This is a genomic window from Candidatus Margulisiibacteriota bacterium, from assembly GCA_003242895.1.
Taxonomy (GTDB): domain Bacteria; phylum Margulisbacteria; class Riflemargulisbacteria; order GWF2-39-127; family GWF2-39-127; genus GWF2-39-127.
In genome coordinates this window covers 122016-143514 of sequence record QKMY01000024.1, presented here as the reverse complement: position 1 = coordinate 143514, position 21499 = coordinate 122016, and the positions used below count along the sequence as shown (strand labels likewise).

Sequence of the window (21499 nt, the reverse complement as noted above, 5' to 3'; positions counted from 1 at the left end):
TGGAGATGTTTTTTTATGATTACTTGATGCTAGCCTGTTTATTTTTTTAACTCACTAACTATTTCTGTTAACCTTTGCTCTTTATAATTAGAACTACTGTCATTTTGCAAAACAAGGTTGCAGCCTGGGAAAAATCTCAATCCAAACCGCCAACCAACTTCAAACTGCCAAAAGGTTATTTACCCACCGAAAGTATCTGCACCCTTTTATTGAACTGCCGAAACACTGATTTCTCCTCGATAAATAGCCCCTTCATCAATAATAAGCTCATGGCAGTGGATGTTCCCGAATACACGGCCTGTAGATGCAACATCAATGCTTTTCTCGATTTGCATATTGCCGGTTATTTCGCCACTAACCACAAGGTCTTTACAAAAGATATCACCGTTTATAATGCTATCTGTATCGATATATATAGCACCTTGTCCATTAATGGCGCCATCCATAATTCCATCAATGAAAATATCTCCATCACTTTTTACCGAACCGTTTACGATAGTCCCTTTGGTCACAAATAGCGAGCATTCATTAATATTTATCTTTTTCTTTTTCATTCTAAACCTCCACAATTATCTATAAAACATTATAGCAAATATTTTTCTCAAACTTGCCTCAGGGCTTAGGTCCCCGTATTCTCTCGCACCTTAAAGCTATACACGGAGAGGAGTCTGTCGAACTTGAACCTAAATCTTTAGAATAGTTTGTGACCCAGTTTGTTCACAGGAATGAAATATAGGCTCTCTACATAGTATTCATTATTTCAACATAAGAACTACTGATACTTTTCTGCGGCATGTTTACTAACATATATATCTATGATATAAATAAATTCAGCTTCTATTTATAAGAGATTTATCGGCATGGCTAACAACTTAAATACCTTTCATATAATTACTTATGGCTGTCAAATGAACAAAAACGATTCTGAAAAAATCGCGGCGCTATTGGAGCATTGCGGTCTTTCAGAAGTAGTATCCGAAAAAGACGCAGACCTTATAATCCTCAATACCTGTAGTATACGAGCCAAATCAGAGCTAAGGGTCTTCGGTAAATTAGGCCAGTTAAAGCATCAAAAAAAAACTAAACCCAACCTTAAAATTGGAATATGCGGATGCATGCCGCAATACAAGGAAAAAGAACTCCTTTCTAAAGCACCAATTATTAATCTGATCTTTGGCACTAACACGATTCACCGTCTGCCGGAATTACTCTCGACGATTACCTCACGGAACGTAATTAAGGATATCGCTAAAAATATTGAACAGACAGAGATTCCAATTCCTCCAAAAAGAGGATCTCTTCACCAAGCATGGATCCCGATAAGCTTCGGGTGTAACAATTACTGTACCTACTGCATTGTCCCCCATACTCGCGGCAAAGAAAAAAGCAGAAAAAAAGAAGATATTATCAAAGAAATAATCGCCATCGACAAAAATAAATATAGCAAAATAGTTTTACTCGGACAAAACGTTAATTCTTATGGTCAGGACATGTACGAAAACTATGATTTCGCAGACCTGCTCCAGGATGTCAGCGAGGTCCCGGGAATCAAACTTATTGATTTTATGACTAATCACCCTAAAGATATCTCCGAAAAGCTAATTGAGGTAGTCAAACACACACCTAATATTAATAAATCATTCCATCTTCCTCTTCAATCCGGCGACAATGAGATTTTACGCAAAATGAATCGTCATTATACTGTTGAATCTTATATGGCCCTTATTAATAAAATAAAAAAAGAGATTCCTAATGTTGAGATATCAAGTGATATAATAGTTGGATTTCCAGGAGAAACTGAAGAACAGTTTCAAAATTCACTTATAGCTGTGCGGGAAATACGAGGTTTCAGGGTAAATACCTCAGCTTATTCTCCCAGAGAGTTAACTCCGGCAGCAACGATGCCGGATCAAATATCAACAAAAGAAAAAGCCAGGAGATTACAATTACTTATGCGGATTGTTGACGAAAGCTCAAAGAGTACTATATAATTTGTATCCTTAATCTCATTTTAAGATCTAACGTTTCAGGCCAAAGGAGTCAAATAATGACTGATTCAAATTTATCGGGAATGAAGCTTTTTTGCGGCAGCTCCCACCCCAAGCTCGGAGAAGAAATTGCAGGGTATCTCAATATAGAATGTGCAAAAATAAAAATATCAAGGTTTAGTTGCGGTGAAATATATGCAAGAGTCCTTGAAACTACCAGAGGAATTGATACGTTTGTTCTTCAAACCGGGAGTAGTAATGTCAATGAAGACATCATGGAATTGTTTATTATCATCGATGCCCTTAAGAGAGCCTCCGCAAAATCAATTAATGTCATTATTCCACATTATGCATATGCACGACAGGATAAAAAATCAGCACCGAGAGAGCCAATATCCGCACGTCTGATAGCCGATCTGCTAACTACCGCAGGGATAAATAGAATAATTACGATGGATTTACATGCAGACCAAATCCAGGGATACTTCAATGTACCAGTAGATCACTTAACTGCACTTCCCCTTTTTGCAAGATATTTCGCAAATAAAGGGATAAAAGATGCCGTTGTGGTTGCACCAGACACCGGCCGGGCAAAAATGGCAAAAAAGTTTTCGGACAAAATAGGAGCACAGCTAGCCATACTTCACAAAAGCCGACCTGAACACAATGTTGCCGACATCATGCATGTCGTCGGCGATGTTAAAGATAAAACAGTTATCCTGTTTGACGATATGGTTGATACCGGCGGCAGCGTAACGCAAGGACTCAAGGTTTTACGCGAACACGGGGCGAATCCGGAAATCTACTTGGCAACAACACATCCTGTCTTCAGTGGTCCGGCAATTGAACGGCTTACAAATGCAAACTTCAAAGAAGTAGTCACCACAAACACAATTCCAATTCCAAAGGAAAAACAATTTCCCGGTCTCAAGATAATTTCGGCAGCACCGCTTCTTGCTGAAGCAATATCAAGAAACTTTTCGAACAAAAGTATTTCAGAACTGTTTGAAGCATAACCAACAACTAATTTATTACAACAATACCCAGCCTGACAGCTGGGTATTTTATTTTGTAGTTAGCAGATAATTTTTTTCTATTACTCAGGCTGATCCATATCTTCTCGATTTGTCGTAGGTTCTTGCGGTTCAGGTTCACTCATCTCATTGTTATTATTTTCTCCAAAGAATTCATCCAGCCAGTTAACGCCTGGCTTTGCATTTCCATTTTTCTTCGCAAAATGAACATTGCAATAGTCGTCGGGAACTTTATCTTTCCAAAATTTTTCCACTGACACTCTATCTGTCCGACAATATTCAGTTGCTTTCAAACCAGAATCCCAACATATTTTCACAGGGATCAAATCTTTTGGCTTAGGAAAATCCATAACTGGGATGTTCTGAAGAGCATTTTTCATATAATCACGCCATATTTTCGCTGGCACACCGCCACCTGTCACATTATTCATCGGGGTATTATTATCATTTCCTACCCATGTAGACGTAACCATTTGAGGAACAAAACCAATAAACCAGGCATCTTTATAATCACTAGTAGTCCCGGTTTTCCCAGCCATTGGACGAGGAAGTGCCGCCCCTCTGCCAGTTCCATTCAGGATTACGCCTTTCATCATATCGACAAGTACATTGACCATATTTTCATTAAAAACATGCGAAGTTTCAACACGATTTCTGTATATTTCAATACCATTCCTGTCTTCAATTCGAAATATCGATATCGGCTTTGTCTTAATACCTCTATTTGCTAATACCCCATAAGCATAAGCCATTTCCATCATCGACACTTCACAAGCACCTAAAGGCAATGAAAGAATATTCTGGAGCTTGCTGTTAATACCAAGGTTTTTTGCAGTATCAATAATACTGTTCGCACCGATTAAATCGCTAATTTTAACGGCAACAACATTCTTAGATAATTCCAGAGCCCGTCTCAGCGGCATAGAACCGCTATATTGCTTGTCGTAGTTTTGAGGAACATATGCCCCGTCATAAGTATTATAGGTAACTGCCGAGTCATCCATAACCGTTCCAGGAGATAACCCTCGATCCAATGCACTTAAATAAGCAAATGGCTTAAATGCAGAACCTGGCTGCCGATAAGACTGAGTCGCCCTATTGAATTCACTATTCAAATAATCTTTCCCGCCAACCATACCCAGAATATAGCCGGTTCTCGGATTAATACTAAGCAAAGCTGCTTCAGAAAAATTAGCAGATGAAGTTCGTCCCACTCGATCTATAGCCCTTTGTACTGCATTTTCTGCATATTGCTGAAGTTGATAATCAAGTGTCGTATAAACTTTCATACCGCTGCTGTAAACTTCATTTTCTCCAAGCATCCTGATTAACTGGTCAATGACATAACTTGTAAAATAAGGAGCTCTGTACTGGACTTTCTTTAACCCTGCTAAGACTATCGGCTGATTAAGGCCTTCAGCACCCTGAGCTTCGGTAATGTATCCTAAAGTTATCAATCTTCCCAATACTGATTCCTGGCGCTCCTTAGCAGCGTTCATATCTTTATAGGGAGAATAAATCTCCGGACCTTTTAATAAACCAACCAGCATAGCGCTTTCCGCTAATGAAAGATTGCTGGCATGTTTACCGAAATACAATTGTGAAGCAGACTCTATTCCGTAAGCATTATGTCCCCAGTATACCTGGTTAAGGTACATCTCCATTATTTCTTCTTTTGTGTATTTTCTTTCAATCTGAAAGGCCAGGACAATTTCGCCTAGTTTACGAGACAAGGTCTTTTCTTTGGTCAAAAAAACATTTCTGGCAAGCTGCTGAGTTAAGGTACTAGCGCCTTCAACAGCTTTTCTTTTTATGATATCTTTTGATAACGCACGAAAAATGGCACGAATATCAATACCGTGATGCCTATAAAACCGGCTATCTTCCATGGCAACAAGAGCCGTTTTAAGATTTTGTGAAATATCGGACAAATGAACAACAACCCTGTTCTCTTCTTTATGCAGATCGGCAAGCAGGACGTTATCGGCAGAATATATTTTAGTAGTCTCATTCGGTATATTGACAGCTATCTTGTCTACTTCGGGAAGTCCTTTGATCATATTGAAGCCATAGATTCCCGCGCCTAACAAAATAAAAAGGCCAATTGCCAATGCAATTAAAAGGCTTTTAAAAAAAGTTCCGGGAAAACTATTTCTTCGAGCAGCGTTTCCTCGATAGGAAGTACCCTTCGATTTTCGAGGAGACTTTGACACTTTTCCAATTCCTCGTCTAGACTCAAAAACCAACTTGATTACTCCTTTTATATTTGATATGATTTAGCGGTGCATTCATCAAAATAATTATCTAAATATTTGAATAGCGTGAAAGTGATTAAACATGGACATATCTCTGATTCAATACAATACTGAAGAAATAATACCACGAGAAAGTTTAATTGAAAAGTTACAATTAAACCGCCCTTTGAGGATAAAGTTTGGAGCAGACCCATCTGCGCCTGATCTTCACCTCGGTCACACCGTTATTCTTAGAAAGCTAAAAGAGCTCCAAAAGCTGGGTCATGAGGTGATATTTCTCATCGGAGATTTCACAGCAATGATCGGCGACCCGACAGGGAAATCAGAGACTAGAAAGCCTTTATCCAAAGAGCAAGTGCTGGAAAATGCGAAATCCTATCAAGATCAGATATTCCGTATCCTCGACCGGGAAAAGACACAAGTAGTTTATAATAGTACCTGGTTGAGAACTCTATCTGCAATCGATATGGTTAAGCTTACCAGCAAGTATACAGTTGCACGAATGCTAGAACGGGATGACTTCGAAAAAAGATTTAAGAATGAGCAGTCTATATGTGTCCACGAATTTCTCTACCCATTGTTTCAAGGCTACGATTCAGTAGAGTTAAATGCAGACATTGAGATTGGTGGTACCGATCAGAAATTCAATTTATTGATGGGGAGACATCTCCAAAAAGAATACGGGCAAAATCCGCAAGTCATTATTACCATGCCGATCCTGGAAGGGACCGACGGCGTTCAAAAAATGAGCAAAAGCCTAGGCAATCATATCGGAATTACTGAAAGCCCGTCGAATATATTCGGCAAAATCATGTCAATACCAGATTCGTTGATTATTCGTTACTATAAATTGTTGACACCTTTATCTCCTGAAAAGATAACAGAACTTGAAGCTGGGCTTGCCAACGGCACTCAACATCCGCGAGAAGTCAAAGATAATCTAGCCTATATGATTACGCAAGAGTTTTGTGGTGACGAGAATGCAGCAAAAGCACGTGACGAATTCAAGCGTGTTTTTTCTAATTCAGGAATTCCGGATAATATTCCAACAATTACGCTTCCGGCAGAGGAAATAAAACTGGTTGCCTTTTTACAAGAACACGGCCTCGTTACTGGCAATAGAGAGTATTGCAGACTTATAGAACAAGGAGCTATTTCAATCAACGGGGAGAAGATAACCAGAGATACTTCCAGCATAATTCCTGAAAAAGATCTAATTATTAAGGTAGGAAAAAGGAAGTTCATAAAAATTATCCCCAAATAACCACGGGGGTCAGACATATATGCTATGATAACTACTAATTGCTTACATGAATTACAATGTTATCCGTGAAAGAGGCACCAAATGATCTATCCACCATTTGAACAATTCAAAGAAATGTCACTACAGGGGAATTTAATCCCCGTTTTTATGGAAATACCGGCCGACCTGGAAACCCCGGTTAGCGCGTATCTGAAAACAGAATCCCCGTTTTCCTTTTTACTTGAAAGTGTTGAAGGAGGCGAGACATTAGCTCGATATTCATTTATCGGAAGTGACCCTATGATAGTTTTCCAAGCAAAAGGGAATTCAATTAAAATCACTCAAAATGGCTCTACAGAACATCTTGAGGGCGATCCTATCCATAAATTGAAGGAACTCATGCACCAGTTTAATCCGGTAAAAATACCACTGCTTCCACGTTTCCATGGCGGTGCTGTAGGCTACTTCGGCTATGACGCAATAAGATATATTGAAAAAATTCCCAACAAAAATCCTGACGATCTTCAAATCCCTGATGTTCACTTTATGCTCGCCACAACAATAATGGCTTTTGACCATATCAAACATAAAATAATAATCATCGCTAACGCACTTGTAAAAGATGATCTCAAGGAGGCTTATGACACTGCGATTAACAATATCCATAGTATTCTCCATAAAATCAGTAAGCCGCTCGACCCGCAAAAACATAAGCTTACAAGCATTCTTCCTGAAAATGAAACCAAGTATACCTCCAACCTTACCCTCGATCAATTCAAAGAAAATGTCGAAAAAGCAAAACAATACATTTATCAAGGAGATATTTTTCAAGTTGTTCTCTCTCAGCGATTTTCAAAAAAAACTACATCGGACCCTTTCACAACCTATCGCAGACTCCGTATGGTCAATCCTTCTCCCTATATGTTCTACCTTAAATTCGATGATGCGATACTCATCGGCTCATCACCAGAAATTCTCGTACGTCTCGAGAACAACAAAGCGACACTGCGCCCAATCGCGGGAACAAGGCCCAGAGGGGCTACTCCAGCAGTTGATATCGAACTGGAAAAAGAGCTGTTAGCCGACATCAAAGAAAACGCTGAGCATATCATGCTCGTTGATCTGGGAAGGAATGACCTAGGACGGGTATGCAGCTATAATTCCATACAAACAACCTCGCTTATGCACATTGAACGATACTCACATGTCATGCATATTGCTTCAAATATAGAAGGGCAGCTCAATCCTCAATTCGATGGATTTGACTTACTCAGGGCATGTTTTCCAGCCGGAACAGTATCGGGGGCTCCCAAAATAAGAGCAATGGAAATCATCGACGAACTTGAAAACACTCAAAGAGGTCATTACGCGGGGGCGGTTGGTTATTTTGACTTTGCAGGAAACATGGATACAGGTATAATTATAAGAACTATTTTAATACATAAGGACACTGCCTATATGCAAGCGGGCGCAGGAATTGTGGCTGATTCCGATCCGGAAAAGGAATATATTGAAACAATTAACAAAGCAAAGCCACTTCTTTCTGTCTGCTAAAACAACCTGGAAATGGCAGTCTTATATAGTAAGCGGAAATATTCTTTGAATTTATACAAGGAGTTTTATTAATTCAATGATCCTATTCATAGATAATTATGATTCATTTACCTATAATCTTGTTCAGTATTTCGGCAAATTTGTTTCCGACATTCAAGTCTACCGGAATGATCAGATAACTATTGAACAAATTGAAGAACTTAACCCACAACTTATTGTTATCTCACCGGGCCCTTGTACTCCTAAAGAAGCGGGAATAAGCATTGAGGTTATAAAAAATTTCCATTCAAAAAAACCCATTCTTGGGGTCTGCCTTGGACATCAATCAATAGGATATGTTTTTGGCGGTAATATTATCAATGCAAAAACGCTTATGCACGGAAAAACATCGCAAATTTCTCATATTGGGAACGAGTTATTCGAAAACATCTCCTCTCCATTTACAGCAATACGATATCATTCACTCGTTATTGAAGAACAATCGATGCCTCAGTGCCTTGAGATTATTGCAAGATCCGAAGATAACGAAATTATGGCAGTTAAGCATCGAGAATTTCCAGTTTACGGAGTACAATTTCATCCCGAATCGATACTGACAAAAGCAGGAGAAACAATCGTCATGAACTTCCTTAAAATCGGAGGTTTACTGTGATGCAGACTATTTTCAATAAACTTCTTAACTTCGAAAACCTATCCTTTGAAGAAGCCTGCAGCCTTATGGACACAATAATGGAAGGAAGAGCTACACCGATCCAGGTAGGCGGGCTACTCACAGCACTACGCATGAAAAAAGAAACAATTGATGAAATATCCGGCATGGCCTACTCCATGAGAAACCATGCAGAAAACATCACTCCGGAAGGGGACGTAGTCGACACCTGCGGAACTGGCGGCGATCTATCTCATTCTTTCAATATCTCGACTACGGCAGCAATTGTTGCATCTGCCTGTGGTATAAAAATCGCAAAACATGGAAACAGAAGTGTTTCCAGTCTATGTGGTTGTGCCGACCTTCTCGAGGAACTGGGAGTAAATATCAACTTATCTCCATTACAAGTTGAAAAAACAATTAATACTGTCGGAATCGGATTTATGTTTGCACCCAGATTCCATAGTGCAATGAAATATGCAGTAATGCCAAGAAAAGAACTGGGAATCAGGACGATATTCAATATACTCGGCCCACTCACCAATCCGGCCAAAGCACAATATCAGGTTCTCGGAGTTTACAATGCGAATCTTACAGAAACGATGGCAAGCGTACTGAAAAAGCTTGGTTCAAAGCGTGCACTAGTTGTCCACGGCTATGATGGTCTAGACGAAATATCTATATCAGGACCTACGTTGATTACAGAGCTCTCCTTAAATGGCAAGATAACTACATATGATCTTGACCCACAAAAATACGGGTTACAGCTTGCTGAACGCGCTGCAATTACTGGTGGCGACCGCAAGCAAAATGCTGAAATAACGCGGTCAGTACTGACGGGAGAAAATAAAGGACCTCAACGTGACATCACGCTTCTTAATGCATCTGCCGCAATACTAGCTGCAAATAAAGCCGAAGATTTTCAGGAAGCTATCAATATAACCCAAAAAGCCATCACTAGCGGAAATGCAAAAGATAAATTATTTGAATTTATCAATTATACTCAAAAATTTAATTAACATGTTTTTAGATACTATAACTAATTATAAAAAAACCGTAATTGAGAATTTAAAAAAAGCTTATTCCTACCAGGAATTAGAACGATTAGCGTTGCAAAGAGAAGAAGTGTCTCTCACTAAATCTTTTGCTGAAGCATTAAGTACCCCCTCTCTTTCCCTGATTGCCGAAGTAAAAAAAGGTTCCCCGTCAAAGGGAATTATCCGGCATGAATTCAATCATCAACAAATTGCTCAGGATTTTGAACAACACGGGGCATCGGCGCTCTCAATTCTGACTGAAGAGAAATTTTTTTTTGGAAATAATCAGTACCTGACAGAAATACAAAAGATTGTAACTATTCCGCTCCTCCGCAAGGATTTTATTCTCGATGAAATCCAAATATTAGAATCGAAGGTAATCGGGGCAGATGCAATATTACTTATTGCCGCGATTTTAAACAAAAAACAAATATCAGATTATTATTCTCTCGCCAAAAGCCTAAAAATGGACGTACTCTGCGAAGTACACAACCAAGAGGAGCTGGAGATGGTCCTCGATACCCCTTGTGAGATAATTGGAATCAACAATCGCGATTTAAAAAGTTTTCAGGTCGACATTAACACCACGATTACTCTTCAGAGATTAATTCCTAAAGAAAAAACAATCGTCTGCGAAAGCGGTATAACCACAACAGAGCAGCTATCTAAAATTAACCAGCATAATATTCATGCAGTCTTGATTGGTGAAGGATTAGCAACGAACCCTGATTTACTACATTTCTGGACTTCTTATCCTATTTAGTTTATTTTACAGCCACGTAAAATAAATCACGCGGTTGCTCTCCGAAACTTTTCTATATCGTCATTCTTTGATGGCGTTAAAGTGCCAATCTTGCCCCGTAGCGCTATAGATTCTTTCCCCGTAATATGGTAACATAGTTTAGAATTTATTTGAGAATAAGGACACATATTGAAAATCAAAATTTGTGGAATAACAAACTTGCCGGACGCGCTTGATGCAGCAGCGTTAGGCGCTTCATCACTAGGCTTTATTTTCTCAAAAAGCCCTCGACAAATCAGCCAGCATGAAGCTAAAGCAATAATTAAAGAACTTCCTCCGTTCATAAGTACTGTCGGTGTTTTTGTTAATGAAAGCTTAGAATACATAAACGAAGTTACTCACGATTGCAAGCTAGACATTATTCAACTCCATGGAAATGAATCTCCCGACTTTTGTGCAAAAATAAATCGCAGAACCATAAAAGCAATAAGGATTTTCGGCATTGAAGACCTGAAAATCATCGATAAATACAAAAATGTCGTATCAGGGATCCTTCTTGATACTTATGTAGTAAATACCGCTGGTGGCACAGGACAGGCCTTTGATTGGGGTCTAGCTCATGAAGCCAAAAAGTATGGGATACCAATTATCGTTGCCGGGGGTATTAATCCTGACAACCTCGTTAAAGCCGTAAAAACAGCTAGTCCTTATGCGATAGATCTAAGTAGCGGCGTCGAAAAATTCCATGGCAAAAAAGATTATGAAAAATTGTCAAAACTCTTTCAAATAGCACATACTCTATAATTCTTTTTCTCTTATAAAATATTAAGATTGCTTACAATTCTTAGCAAATCAAACATTAGCATAAATGATATGATATATCGAAAAAAAAAGCCCAGGTACTAGTTAACAATCCTGGGCATTACATTTTTATGAAAAAAAAGCAATTTATTGTCTACTTTCAAAATAATTAGTAAAATCTCCTGGCTTTATATTATCAATAAAATCTTTAAATTTTTTCGTTTCTTCTTCATCTTTTTCTGTATTTACCATTTTGGCTTTAATCATTACCTGTTCCGCAACGAAGATAGGCGCATCAGTCCGCACAGCTAGCGCTATAGCATCAGAAGGCCGAGCATCTATTTTAATAATGTCTTTATCAGTGATATCTTCTTCGTCTTCCCCCTCTTCCACAATATGCATTTCGATTATTGCATAGAAGGTATCATCTTTTATCTCATTAATAATAACCTTATCAATATGTCCTCCCAAATTTGCAATAATATTGCTTAATAGATCATGTGTCATAGGCCGTGGTGGCTGAAAATTCTGAAGTTCCATAGCTATTGCAGCAGCCTCAAACATACCTATCCATATCGGGAGGAAATTGCGTTCTTCGATATCTCTGAGAAGAACTATTGGCGACATATTCCTAGGATCAAATCCTAATCCTCCCAGCTCCATTTCAATCATTATAATCCTCCTAAAAATAGCTTAATTAATTTAAAATATTAAATCTTTCTTATTATCTTCTACGAATTATACCAAAGATGGTTTTCAAAAACAATAAACAATAATCATAAGCAGCAATACCGCCAATTTAGCATATTCTCATAAAATAAAAAAAAGGCGTTTTAGAAACGCCTCTTTCATTAAATATAATAAAATATAATTTAGCTTTATGACTTAACAGTTTCAACGATCTTAGAAAAGGTATCTTTATCAAAAATAGCAATATCAGACATTATTTTTCTATCAATTTTAATATTTTTATTTTTAAGTTCATAAATGAATTTGCTGTATGACATGCCATTATTTTTAACAGCTGCACTAATTCTTGCAATCCATAGTTGCCTAAATTGTCTTTTTTTATTTCGTCTATCTCTATACGCATAAACAAGAGCATGAGTTACTGCTTGATGAGCTATTCGATATAATCTGCTCATAGAACCTCTAAAGCCCTTAGCCAAGTTCAATATCTTTTTTCTTCTTCTTCTCGCTACAAAACCTCTTTTTACTCTAACCACTATTTATCCCTCCTAATATTTATGCCTAGAACCGATTAATTTCTTCTTCAAACAAATTCATAGGCGCCTAATTACCGCTTATAGATAAGGCAACATATTCTTAACTTTTTTCTCATCAGCCCCGCTTATAACAACATCGCCATGCCTAGATCGTTTTAGCTTTGAACTTTCATGAGACAATAAGTGCTTAGAACCTTGCTTTCTTCTCATAAATTTTCCTGATCCAGTTACTTTGAATCTTTTAGCTGCTGCTTTTCTAGTCTTCAGTTTTGGCATTAGCCCTATCCTCCATTAAATTATTTATGCGTTAAAATTAAATTTATGCTTCTACCAGCATAACTGGCATCGCCTTCGGCTACAGCATGCTCTTTCAAGTCATTCAAGAACCGGTCCAGCAATATTTTACCAAGATCCATATGGGCCATTTCTCTCCCACGGAAATTTATTGTAATTTTAACTTTATTACCTTTTTCTAAAAATTTAATTGCCGCCCTATGCCGGACCTGATAATCGTGCTCCGATATTTTAGGAGACATTTTCAGTTCCTTTATAACAGTCGCCTTAGATCCTTTTTTAGCTTGCTTTAATTGTTTTTCTTTTTCGTACTTATAATGTCCATAGTCCATTATCTTACATACAGGCGGATCAGCATTTTCGGCGACAACTATTAAATCGAGGCCATCTTCTTCTGCTTTCGCTAGTGCTTCTTTTATTGACAAAACCCCTGCTGGCTTACCTTCACTGGTAATAACTCTTACCTCAGGAAATCTAATCTCTTCATTTATTAACGCTCGTTTGCTATTTATAGATACCCACCTCCATAGTTTCTAACAAGGATGCGATTATAACATTTAATAATTCATCCTGTCAAATTCCTTATTCATCAAGTTTATTGTTAATTGCCAATGAAAACTTATTTAACATTTCATTAATATTCATTATCTCGATATTACCTTTTTTCTTAGATCGTATAGAAACGCTTCTTGTTTCCATTTCTTTATCACCGACTACAAGCATATAAGGGATTTTCTTAACCTCAGCTTCTCTTATTTTATATCCCATTTTTTCATTTCTACTATCTAATTTAACGGCAACATTATTCTCTTTCAATAAAGCAACCAGTTCAGCTGCATATTCATTATGTCTTTCTCCAATGGGGATAATCAATACCTGAACAGGAGCTAACCATAATGGGAAGGCCCCAGCATAATGTTCAATTAGAATCCCTATGAACCGCTCAATTGAACCCAGAATAGCACGATGGATCATAACAGGCCTATGTTTATTCCCGTCTTGCCCAACAAAAGTAAGATCAAATCTTTCTGGCATAGAAAAATCCAGCTGGATTGTTCCACATTGCCATGATCTGCCAAGGCAATCTTTAACATGAAAATCAATTTTTGGCCCATAAAAAGCGCCATCACCTGCATTTATTTTGAACTTTATATTCTTTCTGCTTAAAGCATTCTGTAAAGCCACTTCAGCCTTACTCCACACTTCATCAGAACCAATTGACTTAGCTGGTCTGGTAGACAATTCAACATCATAATTTTTAAAATCAAATGTCGTATATATCTCTTCAACTAAGCTAATAATGTTAATTATCTCATCTTCAATCTGCGAGGGCTCACAATATATATGAGCATCATCCTGAGTGAACTGGCGAACACGAAATAATCCATGCAACACACCGGAACGCTCATGTCGGTGAACAAGCCCCAATTCAGCAAGTTTTATTGGCAATTCTTTATATGAATGATTAGCATTCTTATAAACCAATATTCCTCCCGGACAATTCATCGGTTTTATTGCATATGATTGATCATCTATTGTTACAAAATACATATTTTCACGATAATTATCCCAATGTCCGCTTTGATGCCAGAGATTCTCATGAAGGATAATCGGAGTCCTTATTTCTTCGTAATCATATTTTTTATGAACTTGTTTCCAATAATCTAAAATTTTATTATAGAGGCTCATCCCTTTAGGATGCCAAAAAACAAATCCCGGCCCCTCTTCCTGAAAACTAAAAAGGTCTAATTCTTTTCCTAGCTTTCGATGATCCCGCTTTTTAGCTTCTTCTAGCATATAGAGGTAATCATCAAGCTCCTTTTTTGTAAAAAAAGCCGTACCATAAATTCGTTGCAACATCTTATTACTTTCATTACCACGCCAATAAGCACCTGCAACTTTAATAATTTTAAATGCTACAATATCGCCAGTACTTTCGATATGAGGCCCACGACACAAATCAAAAAATTCGGCATTTCTATAAATTGTTACTTCATTTTCCGAAATATCATTCAATAACTCGAGTTTATAATCCTGTTTTGCTTTTTCTAGCAACGCCCTTGCTACCTCTTTGCTAACATTCTCATGTTGAAAAGGGACTTTACGTTTAATAATTTTCAGCATTTCTGCTTCAATTAATTGCAAATCTTCCGGGCTTAACGGATGCTGGATATCAAAATCATAATAGAACCCATCTTCAGTTGCAGGGCCGATTCCCAATTTAACATCAGGGAAAAGGTTAAGCACTGCAGCTGCCATTATATGGGCTGTACTATGTCGATAAACTTGCAAATCTATTTTGAGTTGGTTATTTTGGCTCATGAGTTGCTAATTAAGATTTATTGGCATGCTTATAATAAAACCATCAGAATCTTCCGGTATACTCTCAATATCATACGGATACTGTGCTAAATCACTCAACAGGAGAGGCTCTTTTCGTACCTGTTTAACCTCCAAAGGAGCTAAAATATTTTTATCAAGCTTAAAATCAACATTAACAAACATTTTTAGAATATCTTTTCTAGCCTTCCTGGATATTCCTAAAGAATGGAATATTTTATCAAGAAATTTAAGCTTTTCAGATACTAGGTTCTTCGGCTTAACTCTTACAATTCTAGGATTTTCAATCAACTTTATTACATTTTTTAAATTATTTTCCATGTTCGACATAACAGATTTTCCTAGCTCTTTCAATGCTTCCTTCTCATTCTTACCAATTCCAACACATCCAGGAAATTGTAATGTCGTTGCGATATATCGTTCATTGTCAATTTCAATTCTTATATCTAGTTGCTCTTCCAAAACTTTCCCTCCATTTATAGACCTAGGATAACATACCGTACATACCTTGTCCACTGCATTTTATATAAGATTAAGGCGAAATTATTGATGCCTAGCTGTCTTGTCATTTGATCTACAAAGACATCACAAAGAATTAGGTAATTATAATCTTTCACAGTAAAAGCATCTCTAAGTTAATTAAGTTCAGCATTTACCACAGAACCGTAACTCACTACACTTATTACTGATTTATTTTAAGGAAATTATGCTTTTAGGTGTTTACTAATTTTTGACAAACTGATATCGGTGTTTACGCACCCATCTTTATCAAGGACAACAGCAATCTTATTCTTAGGATTAAACTTATTACTGATAAAATTCTTGCGCAGGTCTTTTAACTCTGCCTCACAAGCAACTCCAATTATGAGATCTTCATCTGTCACGCTCAGGGTAGAAAATATTTTTTTAACCATGCTAGCGCCTGGCACGATATATACAATAAAACCTTGAGTCAATGCATCTTCTGTTATTTCTGTAATTTTGCACTGCCCGCATCGGACACATTTATAGCCTTCTTCATCTAATAATGCTTTACACACACCAACATTTCTAAGACAATGGGGAAGAAATAAAAACTTTCTCAACTATCTGTGGCTCCTATTTTTAAGACCTACCCTTAATGTAAACTGGCCAATCTCCGAACTTAAGACAATTTTATATCTGTTAATATCGAGAGTTGAAACAACCACGCTCTTTTTGTATATTATAGTTGGTGGCGATAGGGTGCTTTTCTTTCCCACTGCTTCTAATAAAATCGTTGCCCTTCCGGCAATAATATTGCCTAGTTCTGCAATTCCACTAAGGATAATTCGCTCAAGCTCTTTTCCATTAAGCAATGCCACTTCATTCATAATTCTTTGGACGACTCGATTTGCGGTATCAAAGGAAAGCTCAAGAAATACCTGCCCCTCTAATTCACCTTGCATTCCAATAATAACTGATATTTCCTCCGTTTGAAAATTCCCTGTTTCTTTTTCTACCTTGTGTTTAAACAAGCTCATTTTCAGTTCTTCCTTAAGAACTGTAGACGCGGCTAAAACAAACGGATCAATATAATCTTCCATAATTATCTATTTCCTAATTCGTTGATTTATAAGAATGAACAATCACTAGCCTTTTAAGGTATATAACATTTATTACATCAGGCATTCACTAATCAACAAAACTACTCATCCTCATCCGCTTCACGCAACCCTACATGGACTATTATCTCACCATACTGGGTTAATAATGGCACAAGTATCCTGCTAATATTTAATGTCGATATATTCGTACCTTCCCGCAAAATCAATGTTGGAGGAGAGAGGTTACAAGGGAAACCCGCGGCTTCCAACCCAATACCAGCTTTACCGGTTATTACGTTACCAAGTTCAGAAATACCGCTTTGAGCAAATTCATCAAAAACAAGCAATTCTTCACCCATCATAGCTGAAACTATCTTTTTCGCCGTTTTTTCTTTCATTCCATAAAAAACGTGACCTTCAACTTTACCGGTAACCCCAATAAGAACAGTAACCTCTTGTGATAAGAAATCGCCAGTCTCCAGTGTTAACCGCCCCTTTTTTATAGTAGCGCTAACTTCGGACTCTAATACACTTATAGCAGAAGAGATAAAGGGATTCATAAATTCAACTTTCACTATAATTACCTCCTTTATATTCTATATTCTTAGCCGATTAGTTTCTTAATTGTTGAAAGAACCTTTTCAGGTTGAAAGGGTTTAACAACAAAGTCTCTAGCTCCTGCTTTAATAGCATCCATAACCATAGATTGCTGTCCCATTGCCGAAAGCATCGCAATCTTAGCATTACTATCAAGCTTTCTAATTTCACTTACAGCAGTAATTCCATCCATTTCCGGCATTGTTACATCCATAAAAACCATATCAGGTTTTTCAGCTTTATACTTCTCTATAGCCATTAGGCCATTTTCCGCCTCTATTACATCATGACCATTTTCTTTGAGTAATTTAGAACACCTCATCCGCATAAAAGCTGCATCATCAACTATTAGAATTTTGGCCATACAAAATTCCTCCGTTCTTTAATATTCTTCAGCCATTTGGTCTGCAATAATTTTGTTTATTAGACTGGTAACATCAATAATAAGAGCAACTTTGCCATCACCTAAAATCGTTGCACCTGAAATGCCTCTGACATCTCCGATGTATTTATTCAAGTTTTTGATAACTATCTCTTGCTCTCCTACTAATGAATCTACCACAAAACCCACCTGTTTGTCACCTGTACTTACGACTACTATATAAATTTTTTCGGATCCATACCCTTTACCCAAATCAGGATAAAATATATTTTTAAGGCTCAATAACGGGAGCACATTCCCTCTGAGAATAATCGCTTCATGGCTCTTTATTGTTTTAATGTCTACCTTACGAATCTGAATCGTTTCCTGAACAGAAATTAGAGGAATAGCAAAAACTCTTTTATCAACATTAATAAGCAAAGCCTGAATAATAGCAAGGGTTAAAGGCAATTTGATATTAAAAATACTGCCCTTACCTTTTTGACTCTCAATTGCAATTTGTCCATTGATTTTCTCAATATTATTACGAACTATGTCCATCCCTACACCACGACCTGAAACATCACTGAGCTTCTCGGCAGTAGTTAATCCAGGGGCAAAAATAAGATTAATTGCTTCTTTTTCACTCATTTTTTCTGCTTTTTCTTTAGTGATTATCTCTTTTTCTATTGCTTTCTTCTTCAACGCTTCAGTATCAATTCCTCGACCATCATCTTCAACTCGAATAACAATATAGTTATCTTCATGAAAGGCAGATAACCTTACAAAGCCATCTTCAGCTTTCCCAAGATTGGTTCTAGTCTGAGGATCTTCTATTCCATGATCAATTGCGTTTCTCAAAATATGAATTAACGGATCGCTAATTTCCTCGATTACCGACCTATCAAGTTCGGTCGCCTGTCCTTCGATAACAAAATGAATTTTCTTTCCACATTTGTTCGCAGTATCTCGTACCATCCTTGGAAATTTCGAAAACACATTCCCAATAGGAAGCATTCGAGCCTTCATAATCTCTTCTTGAAGCTCACCGGTAACTCTTCCAATACGAAGTGAAGATTCCAACATATCAGCAATTAAGCTATCATCTTCATATTTTTTCGTTAGTTTAGAACCTAATTGGTAGATACGGGTTCTATCGATAACTAGCTCTCCAACCAGGTTCATAAGCGAATCAAACTTTTCTACGCTAACACGGACTGTTCTACCCAGTTTAGAAGACGTATTAGTCTCGTTATTTCGTGCGTTTTTCTCCTTGCTCGTTTCCAAGGATCTTTCTTCAAGATCAACATCGTGCACCATTAAATTTGCTAACTCGTCAACAGTTTTAATAGTCTGCTCAATTGTTTGTTTATCATTATCTGAAGCAACAAGAAGAGCAACAAAATCTTCAACTTTTTCAGAATAAATATCCTCAATCGGCGGATTAGCAAGCAGCACCTCGCCTACACCCAGAATTTCATTAATTAGCTGAAATGCCCTTACTGCTTTCATTTGACACTCTGAAACAAAATTTGAATAAATAAAATAAGTTTCCTTATTATTCTGCTTAGCCTCATCAATGGTTTTTTTAACGGCCTCATCAATCAGAAAACACTCCGAAATATCTTTTCTATATTTTTGCCCTGAATGAACAGATAGCCCTTGCTGGGTTTTGTCTCTCGTTACGATCTGGCCCTTACTTCGAGAATAAAAATCATTCAGTTTTATCACCAACTCAGCAATATTAACATCAGAATCAGTATTATTTGAAACATCCTCTTTTAACGCTCGCAAGCTATCAAGACACTCAAACACTACATCAACAATATCGGAGGTAACAGCAAGCTGCCCTTTTCTTATAACATCGAATATATTTTCCATAAGATGAGTAAGCTCGGTCATCTTAGTTAGACCAAGCGTTGCTGCTCCACCTTTCAAGGTATGCGCAGCTCTAAAGATTATCTGCAAGATGCTTTCATTCTCTGGATCTTTTTCTAGTTTTATTAAGTTTTCATCGAGCATCTGCAATTGTTCTTCAGCATCGTCAAGAAAAACTTTTAATTCCTCTTCAGTTATTCCAAGATCAATCCCCATATCAAACCTCTCTCTTTAATACTGTTATTGATCGCAAATCGGATACTTCATCTATTAGCATTTTTATATCACTCTCGTTAAGATTATCACTATGATATAAGAATCGGACTCCGTCATCCACTTTACTCAAATTCATGATATCATCCTCAGATGGGCTTGTTTCTATAATAGCCCCTTTTTCCCGTAATATACAAATAAATTGAAAACAGCGAACTGACTTCATCTCAGTTTGCTCATCAAAAATAATAGATATATCATAGAGATTGCCCCCGTTTTTCAATAAATCATGGACCTTTTCCCGTAATTTCTCCGTAAGCTCAATCGGACCTTCAGCCAAGCTCTTCGCTGGCTGAACAATGATAGAATCATCATCACTATCAACACTATCGGATATATATGCCTGCCGTATTTTTTTTAATATCCCCTCTAACATATATTCTCCGTTTCGTCTTTCTAAAACATCATCCAACATCGAAGACAGCAGGTCTCGAGATTCGGACATGATGTCAAGCATATCAGATGACCAGGAAATCTTTTTTTCTTTTAAAGTCAGGAACATTTTTTCCAATTCTTCGGAGAGGTTTTTAAGGGACCGAAACTCTATAAGAGCTGCGAACCCTTTCAATGTATGCGCTGATTTAAAACAATTAAAAATTATTTCTTTGTCTTCTTTTCCCTCGATCAATTTATCATAAGAATTAGAAAATATTTCGATATAATCCGTTAATTCTTGAAGAAATATTTCTTTTTCCTCCGGGTCCATGTCATCAGTTTTACTTGAGGAAACCTCATCTACTCGCAAAACGTTTCTGATTTCCTTGATAACATAAGACTCATTGATTGATGCCACCTCAGACTTGTCAAATTTATCATAAATCCTGAATAGCGCATTCTTACAATCAATAAATACGGGAATATACTGTTCATTCCAGACAAGGAGCCCTGAACAGAGCTGAGAACTGAATTGCAAAAGACAAGCTGAAAGTTCTATAAAATCTTTACAATAAGTATAATCTGACATTCCTACTAAGTTATTGATGCACATATATATATCATCAAACTCTACATCAGCACGAATCGCCTCACCCGAAGCCAAAAAAGCAACTAAGCCATCAAATTTACAAATAATTTCTTTATATTCAGGAAGAAAAACTTCTAGCTCTTCTTTAGATATTCCTGTATCCATTATTCTTAGCCCTCAATTAATTCGATGAGATTTGTCTCAAATCCCTGCATTTTTTTTTTGATGGATAATATCTTCTCTATATCAAGTAGTATTATCATTCTATCACCTTGCTTACCAATACCTTTTAAATAATCAGAATCAACACTAGAAATAAGCGGAGAAGGCGGATCAATTGAACTAGCATCTATCCTGATTACTTCCGAAACCGAATCAACAACCATCCCAACAACAATATGCGCGACACTAACAACAACAATTCTGGATGTCGATGTATGCTCTTTCTTTTCCAGTCCAAACTTAACTTTTAAATCGATAACCGGAATTATCTGACCACGAAGATTTATAACTCCGAGAATATGTTCTCCGGCATGAGGAACATCTGTAATTGCAGGCAAACGAATAATCTCTTGGACACAACTGACATTAATTGCAAATGATTCTTCTAATAGCTCAAATGCCACCAATTGGAGCAAGGTATCTTCAACATTTGTTACTTCCATATATTCATCCTTCCGAGCTTTCAAACAGTCCCC

General features: G+C 37.2%; 23 protein-coding genes. 8 read left to right on the top strand and 15 right to left on the bottom strand.

Annotated elements, in window-relative coordinates; all coding sequences use genetic code 11:
* Positions 1-206: 206 nt before the first annotated feature.
* A complete protein-coding gene (locus DKM50_04160) occupies positions 207-554 on the bottom strand; it encodes a hypothetical protein (protein ID PZM82330.1) in 348 nt (115 codons plus the stop codon).
* Between the two features lie 306 nt (positions 555-860).
* On the opposite strand from DKM50_04160, the gene miaB reads away from it, so the two are divergent.
* Together miaB and DKM50_04150 are read left to right on the top strand one after the other, a co-directional pair.
* Positions 861-1991, top strand: a complete 1131-nt coding sequence (gene miaB / locus DKM50_04155) for a tRNA (N6-isopentenyl adenosine(37)-C2)-methylthiotransferase MiaB (GenBank protein PZM82329.1) — start codon at positions 861-863, stop codon at positions 1989-1991.
* 56 nt (positions 1992-2047) lie between these two features.
* The gene (locus tag DKM50_04150) at positions 2048-3004 is read left to right on the top strand and encodes a ribose-phosphate pyrophosphokinase (GenBank protein ID PZM82328.1); all 957 of its coding nucleotides are present in this window, start codon (positions 2048-2050) and stop codon (positions 3002-3004) included.
* Positions 3005-3084: 80 nt separating this feature from the next.
* On the opposite strand, the gene DKM50_04145 is transcribed toward DKM50_04150, so the two are convergent.
* Positions 3085-5268 carry a penicillin-binding protein gene (locus tag DKM50_04145; protein PZM82327.1) on the bottom strand — a complete coding sequence of 728 codons (2184 nt, stop codon included), beginning with the start codon at positions 5266-5268 and terminating at the stop codon, positions 3085-3087.
* A 91-nt stretch (positions 5269-5359) separates the two neighbouring features.
* Between DKM50_04145 and DKM50_04140 the strand changes: the two genes are divergently transcribed.
* The 6 genes from DKM50_04140 (at position 5360) to DKM50_04115 (ending at position 11306) form a co-directional block, all read left to right on the top strand.
* Complete coding sequence (locus DKM50_04140; GenBank protein ID PZM82326.1) at positions 5360-6541, top strand: tyrosine--tRNA ligase; 1182 nt, start codon at positions 5360-5362, stop codon at positions 6539-6541.
* 81 nt (positions 6542-6622) lie between these two features.
* Positions 6623-8074, top strand: coding sequence for an anthranilate synthase component I (trpE, locus tag DKM50_04135; GenBank protein PZM82325.1), 1452 nt, complete (start codon positions 6623-6625; stop codon positions 8072-8074).
* Positions 8075-8150: 76 nt separating this feature from the next.
* Positions 8151-8726, top strand: coding sequence for an anthranilate/aminodeoxychorismate synthase component II (locus DKM50_04130; GenBank protein PZM82324.1), 576 nt, complete (start codon positions 8151-8153; stop codon positions 8724-8726).
* Entirely contained in the window at positions 8723-9742 is a 1020-nt protein-coding gene (gene trpD, locus DKM50_04125) for an anthranilate phosphoribosyltransferase (GenBank protein ID PZM82323.1), read from the top strand. Before DKM50_04130 ends, trpD begins: the two co-directional genes overlap by 4 nt.
* A 1-nt stretch (position 9743) precedes the next feature.
* A complete protein-coding gene (locus DKM50_04120; GenBank protein PZM82332.1) occupies positions 9744-10523 on the top strand; it encodes an indole-3-glycerol phosphate synthase TrpC in 780 nt (259 codons plus the stop codon).
* Between the two features lie 165 nt (positions 10524-10688).
* Positions 10689-11306, top strand: coding sequence for a phosphoribosylanthranilate isomerase (locus DKM50_04115; GenBank protein PZM82322.1), 618 nt, complete (start codon positions 10689-10691; stop codon positions 11304-11306).
* Between the two features lie 144 nt (positions 11307-11450).
* On the opposite strand, the gene DKM50_04110 is transcribed toward DKM50_04115, so the two are convergent.
* From DKM50_04110 to DKM50_04050, 13 genes are all read right to left on the bottom strand, one after another.
* Entirely contained in the window at positions 11451-11975 is a 525-nt protein-coding gene (locus tag DKM50_04110; GenBank protein PZM82321.1) for a bifunctional nuclease family protein, read from the bottom strand.
* Between the two features lie 206 nt (positions 11976-12181).
* On the bottom strand, positions 12182-12529 hold the full coding sequence (locus DKM50_04105; protein PZM82320.1) for a 50S ribosomal protein L20: 348 nt from the start codon (positions 12527-12529) through the stop codon (positions 12182-12184).
* 78 nt (positions 12530-12607) lie between these two features.
* Complete coding sequence (locus tag DKM50_04100) at positions 12608-12805, bottom strand: 50S ribosomal protein L35 (protein ID PZM82319.1); 198 nt, start codon at positions 12803-12805, stop codon at positions 12608-12610.
* 20 nt (positions 12806-12825) lie between these two features.
* On the bottom strand, positions 12826-13335 hold the full coding sequence (locus tag DKM50_04095) for a translation initiation factor IF-3 (protein PZM82318.1): 510 nt from the start codon (positions 13333-13335) through the stop codon (positions 12826-12828).
* 70 nt (positions 13336-13405) lie between these two features.
* Positions 13406-15145, bottom strand: coding sequence for a threonine--tRNA ligase (locus tag DKM50_04090; protein PZM82317.1), 1740 nt, complete (start codon positions 15143-15145; stop codon positions 13406-13408).
* Between the two features lie 6 nt (positions 15146-15151).
* Positions 15152-15625 (bottom strand): hypothetical protein, encoded by a 474-nt coding sequence (locus DKM50_04085; GenBank protein PZM82316.1) that lies wholly within the window; start codon positions 15623-15625, stop codon positions 15152-15154.
* 242 nt (positions 15626-15867) lie between these two features.
* A complete protein-coding gene (locus DKM50_04080) occupies positions 15868-16248 on the bottom strand; it encodes a hypothetical protein (GenBank protein PZM82315.1) in 381 nt (126 codons plus the stop codon).
* Positions 16249-16728, bottom strand: coding sequence for a hypothetical protein (locus tag DKM50_04075; protein ID PZM82314.1), 480 nt, complete (start codon positions 16726-16728; stop codon positions 16249-16251).
* Positions 16729-16829: 101 nt separating this feature from the next.
* The gene (locus DKM50_04070) at positions 16830-17303 is read right to left on the bottom strand and encodes a chemotaxis protein CheX (GenBank protein ID PZM82313.1); all 474 of its coding nucleotides are present in this window, start codon (positions 17301-17303) and stop codon (positions 16830-16832) included.
* Between the two features lie 29 nt (positions 17304-17332).
* Complete coding sequence (locus tag DKM50_04065) at positions 17333-17689, bottom strand: two-component system response regulator (GenBank protein PZM82312.1); 357 nt, start codon at positions 17687-17689, stop codon at positions 17333-17335.
* Between the two features lie 18 nt (positions 17690-17707).
* Complete coding sequence (locus DKM50_04060) at positions 17708-19780, bottom strand: chemotaxis protein CheA (GenBank protein PZM82311.1); 2073 nt, start codon at positions 19778-19780, stop codon at positions 17708-17710.
* Between the two features lies 1 nt (position 19781).
* Positions 19782-20966, bottom strand: a complete 1185-nt coding sequence (locus tag DKM50_04055; protein ID PZM82310.1) for a hypothetical protein — start codon at positions 20964-20966, stop codon at positions 19782-19784.
* Between the two features lie 5 nt (positions 20967-20971).
* Positions 20972-21466: a chemotaxis protein CheW gene (locus DKM50_04050; protein ID PZM82309.1), complete on the bottom strand. Its 495-nt coding sequence runs from the start codon at positions 21464-21466 to the stop codon at positions 20972-20974.
* Between the last annotated feature and the right edge of the window lie 33 nt (positions 21467-21499).

What these genes read in the sequence shown, in the direction of transcription:
- DKM50_04075 (PZM82314.1), bottom strand. Translation starts at nt 16,728, where the DNA reads ATGGAAGATTATATTGATCCGTTTGTTTTAGCCGCGTCTACAGTTCTT.
- DKM50_04065 (PZM82312.1), bottom strand. Translation starts at nt 17,689, where the DNA reads ATGGCCAAAATTCTAATAGTTGATGATGCAGCTTTTATGCGGATGAGG.
- DKM50_04130 (PZM82324.1), top strand. Translation starts at nt 8,151, where the DNA reads ATGATCCTATTCATAGATAATTATGATTCATTTACCTATAATCTTGTT.
- DKM50_04055 (PZM82310.1), bottom strand. Translation starts at nt 20,966, where the DNA reads ATGGATACAGGAATATCTAAAGAAGAGCTAGAAGTTTTTCTTCCTGAA.
- DKM50_04160 (PZM82330.1), bottom strand. Translation starts at nt 554, where the DNA reads ATGAAAAAGAAAAAGATAAATATTAATGAATGCTCGCTATTTGTGACC.
- DKM50_04150 (PZM82328.1), top strand. Translation starts at nt 2,048, where the DNA reads ATGACTGATTCAAATTTATCGGGAATGAAGCTTTTTTGCGGCAGCTCC.
- DKM50_04120 (PZM82332.1), top strand. Translation starts at nt 9,744, where the DNA reads ATGTTTTTAGATACTATAACTAATTATAAAAAAACCGTAATTGAGAAT.
- DKM50_04050 (PZM82309.1), bottom strand. Translation starts at nt 21,466, where the DNA reads ATGGAAGTAACAAATGTTGAAGATACCTTGCTCCAATTGGTGGCATTT.
- trpE (PZM82325.1), top strand. Translation starts at nt 6,623, where the DNA reads ATGATCTATCCACCATTTGAACAATTCAAAGAAATGTCACTACAGGGG.
- DKM50_04100 (PZM82319.1), bottom strand. Translation starts at nt 12,805, where the DNA reads ATGCCAAAACTGAAGACTAGAAAAGCAGCAGCTAAAAGATTCAAAGTA.
- miaB (PZM82329.1), top strand. Translation starts at nt 861, where the DNA reads ATGGCTAACAACTTAAATACCTTTCATATAATTACTTATGGCTGTCAA.
- DKM50_04090 (PZM82317.1), bottom strand. Translation starts at nt 15,145, where the DNA reads ATGAGCCAAAATAACCAACTCAAAATAGATTTGCAAGTTTATCGACAT.
- DKM50_04110 (PZM82321.1), bottom strand. Translation starts at nt 11,975, where the DNA reads ATGATTGAAATGGAGCTGGGAGGATTAGGATTTGATCCTAGGAATATG.
- DKM50_04140 (PZM82326.1), top strand. Translation starts at nt 5,360, where the DNA reads ATGGACATATCTCTGATTCAATACAATACTGAAGAAATAATACCACGA.
- DKM50_04060 (PZM82311.1), bottom strand. Translation starts at nt 19,780, where the DNA reads ATGGGGATTGATCTTGGAATAACTGAAGAGGAATTAAAAGTTTTTCTT.